We start from the raw sequence: 3,351 nt of genomic DNA on the forward strand, positions 1-3,351 counted from the left end.
GACGATGCGCGACCTCGTGGCGAGCCTCACCTCGCAGTTCCTGACCGTGGCTGCCATTCGCCAGACGCTGAAGGAGCCGACCAGCATCGCCATTGCCGAGGATCCCGAGCTATTCAGGCGCGTGGAGAACCTCCTGCGGACGGTCTCCAAGATCGAACTCATGCTCAACCCGCTGGAGCAGGACCACAAGAAGCTCAACGCCCTGATGAGGGAGGGGATCGACCAGCTTCGCTCACCGCCGCAGGAGGGCATCGAGGACTGTATCGAAGTCATCAGCCACGACATCACCCGGGCCGCGCAAGCAATCTTCAAGCGCGAATGGATGCGGGTCAAACGCGGTGAATAAAGCGCCGGTTAGGGTGCCGGACAATCGATTGATATTTTTCTCAAATCATAACGTACAAAACAAGATATTGGACCGCGTTCATTCCGGGGACTACCGCTGGTACTCCTTCACAAGCGATTTATACCAATGACATCCAATACACTCCCAGTCCACCATAGTGCCATAGAATTGGCGGCGAAAGCGGGTCCGGTCGGAGCTTCAGTTTTCGACGTCGCCAAGCTCTACGTCCAGACCGGAATTCTTGTCTATGACGCCGCCCGTCGGTTAATTGCATTCGCATTCGACCTCGCCATTATCCTCGATTTCATCGCGACGTTCGCCATCGCGGGGGGATCGATCATCGCAATCATGGCAGCGGGCTTCGGCGGCGTCATGAACACCGGGATCACGCCGACTCAACGCAGCGCCGTCGCTAACGGCGCCGTGGTTGGCGCAGTAATCATGGCAATGGGCCTGGCGTTGACCAGCTTCAAGATCTGATTCCGGCAGCCGGCCACTCGGGGACGGTCGTCCTCACGCCTTGAGCCAATTCGAGCTTGTCAAAATACGAAGCTCGGCGGCGACTGCCAGTGCCCCCTCGACAAGCTCAAGTCGCCGAGACAACGCATGGCGGCACCGGCCTCGTCCACATGCACGCGGCAGGGGCTGAGGGGATCGTGGACGCGTTCGCGATCGGACGACCGAGGTTTGTCGCGAAATGCTTCAAGAAACAGAGCTCATTTGATTGGCTAGAAGCCGGCAAAATTACCATGGAAATCGTCACCGGCGCTATCTTCGCCGCAGGTTGCTCTCTGGCTTTGATTGCGTCGGCCGTTTTATACTTCCGTGGCCGTCCTGCAATGACGCCCGAGCAGCGAAAAATCGAGGATAGGGGAATTCTCGATGACAGCGTCTGGTAGGCTTCCATGAAATAAGGCAAAGCGTCTGAGGTCGGACTTTGTCTCTCGTTGCCCAAATGCCAAGGCGCCCCAAGAATCTCGCGATTAAAGGTGTTTCGTCTGGAGGTGCAGTTACGCCCGAGCTCATGGGGCATCTGCGCCGTCTCGCTGCGCTACGAGATGCCGGACCATGGCGTCACGGCCATGCATCAAACGACTTCCGGACAACCTTTTCCCACCCGCCGCGCTGGAACGCGGTCCAGGTCGTCATGCGTGAATGGGGATACAAGCCTGCCGGCGTGGTGAGCTACGGCGGAGTGTCGGGCGGCCTGCGCTCCTCGCAGGTGCTCCGCCATCCCGGTTCCCTTCGTCTCGCATTTCATCAGCGGTGACGGTGCTTTTGTACCGGGCGAGCAGACCGTGGAAGGCGCCAAGGGGATGCTCCAGGAGTTGCACAAATGGAGCACAGCTCTCCAGACCTAGCGGCCGGCCAAGGCTCAGACGAGCGTCGCGCAGGCGGCAGCGGCGTAACCGGTCCGCGAGCAGGAAAAGCTTTGCCAGCAGCATCTGCTCGCCAGCGACGTGGTGGGTCCTGGGATGGAGCCAGCGCCGGTGGAAGGGCGGGCTAGGCTTAACTGGCCCAGCTCCGAAGGGCGAAAGTCATCACCGGAACCTGATGAGGCTCGCGGCACCTTCCACCGTTTGTGCCGCCCCTGCCGCGACGGTCCCGAGCGGGTTGGCACTGCCGTTCTTGCCGTCAGCGATCACCTGCCCGGCAACGAGCCGCTCGCCGAGCAACCGGACAACCTCGGGGCGTTCCGCGAACTTGCCGTGATTGAGCGGATCACCGCCCTTGAGGGCCGTCAGGTCAAGGACTGTCACCCCGGCCTTTTCCAGCTCGGACCTATACGGCTCGGCAGCCGGATTGATCTGGCCGAGCCGGTCGACAGCACCGCCGATGAGGCGCGACATATCGAGGGCTTTATCATCCTGTGATACGAACAGCGTGAGCTGTGGACGATGCGCTCCGAGTTCCAGCCACTGCTTGCGGAAAACCTGAACATCGATATCCGGCGACGCCAGAATGACGTTCCTGATCGTCGGGGCCACACGACCATCGCGCATTGCCATTTGGCGTAGTGCCTCGACAACAAGCCAGCTTCCCATCGAATGGGCCATGATCGTGACTTCGCCGACCAAGGGATCCCGAGCGGCTTGCCGTAGAACCTCCTCAAGCTGCGTCCGGGAATAGTTCGTGCTTTCCCGGTCATAGGCGTAGTCGAGAACATTGCCCCGAGAGGGCCAGGTAAACAGGATCGGCGCGACATCGGCACGGGAATCGTGGACGACCTGAGCGAAACGATACACCGCGTCTTCGTAGCGATTGTTGAAACCGTGCACGAAGATCAGGACGCGACGACTACGCGGCAGGTGCTGCTTCACCCATCCGCGAATCTCGCCAAGATTGGACAAGTCCCTGACCCTTGTCGTCGCGAAGTCCGTCGCCGGGTTCGCAGGCAATTGCTTGGGCCATTGCACTTGCCCCACCTGGCGGTTTTCCGGCGGGGGAATCGAAACCGTGAGTTCGGTCGACTGCAACGCCTCCCCACGCTCTCCTGAAAAGAGGACCCCCCGATCCGGGCTGGGCGCGCGCGTGGTCGCGACGAGAAGGTTGACCCGTGAGGTACGTGGAACGGATACCTCGACCGGGGTCAGGACGCCTTTGGGTAGGCCTGCACACCCAATCAAGCCCATGAAGACGGGAAGGACTGCGGCAAGGAGCAGCGGTTGCCGCTGAATGAGTCTCCGTCCTGACGACCTGGATGTATTAATCATGAGTACCATCACCTGCTTCGATGCGCCCGGAACTCAACGGTTCCGGTCGGGCAAGAATTTTTGTCAGTTCCAAATGAAGCGAAGATCGAGGGGCCGGTCGTGTGACTAGCGTGCTGGAGTAACCGGGTTGATCCGCTTTTTAATCTGGCTTTGATTTGAATCGGCCCGGCGATTACCAGGTTTATTCTAGGTACTAATCTTTCGGAGATAGAGATGTACCACGAAACGCACAACTGCTATCGACTGTGGGTTTTTCGGGGCGAGAACAGTTTTCGCGTCCACTTACACAGT

The 3,351-nt window shown here is 59.7% G+C and carries 3 protein-coding genes and 1 pseudogene; 3 read left to right on the forward strand and 1 reads right to left on the reverse strand.

From position 1 onward, the window contains the following. From B6S44_RS16375 to B6S44_RS16385, 3 genes are all read left to right on the forward strand, one after another. Positions 1 to 346 (forward strand): hypothetical protein (locus tag B6S44_RS16375; protein WP_206735177.1); only part of this gene is annotated, 346 nt, incomplete at its 5' end. Between the two features lie 126 nt (positions 347 to 472). Next, the gene (locus tag B6S44_RS16380; protein WP_129157964.1) at positions 473 to 826 is read left to right on the forward strand and encodes a hypothetical protein; all 354 of its coding nucleotides are present in this window, start codon (positions 473 to 475) and stop codon (positions 824 to 826) included. Between the two features lie 176 nt (positions 827 to 1,002). Further along, entirely contained in the window at positions 1,003 to 1,245 is a 243-nt protein-coding gene (locus tag B6S44_RS16385; RefSeq protein WP_129157965.1) for a hypothetical protein, read from the forward strand. A gap of 657 nt (positions 1,246 to 1,902) precedes the next feature. Here the strand turns inward: B6S44_RS16385 and B6S44_RS16390 are convergent. Further along, positions 1,903 to 2,979, reverse strand: a pseudogene (locus B6S44_RS16390) (alpha/beta hydrolase); the annotation flags it as partial. Positions 2,980 to 3,351: the final 372 nt, after the last annotated feature.

The sequence above is a fragment of the Allobosea sp. Tri-44 genome, from assembly GCF_004123845.1.
GTDB lineage: Bacteria > Pseudomonadota > Alphaproteobacteria > Rhizobiales > Beijerinckiaceae > Allobosea.

Bases quoted from the DNA above. Each gene is read 5' to 3' on its own strand.
- B6S44_RS16380 (WP_129157964.1), top strand. From the start codon at position 473: ATGACATCCAATACACTCCCAGTCCACCATAGTGCCATAGAATTGGCG.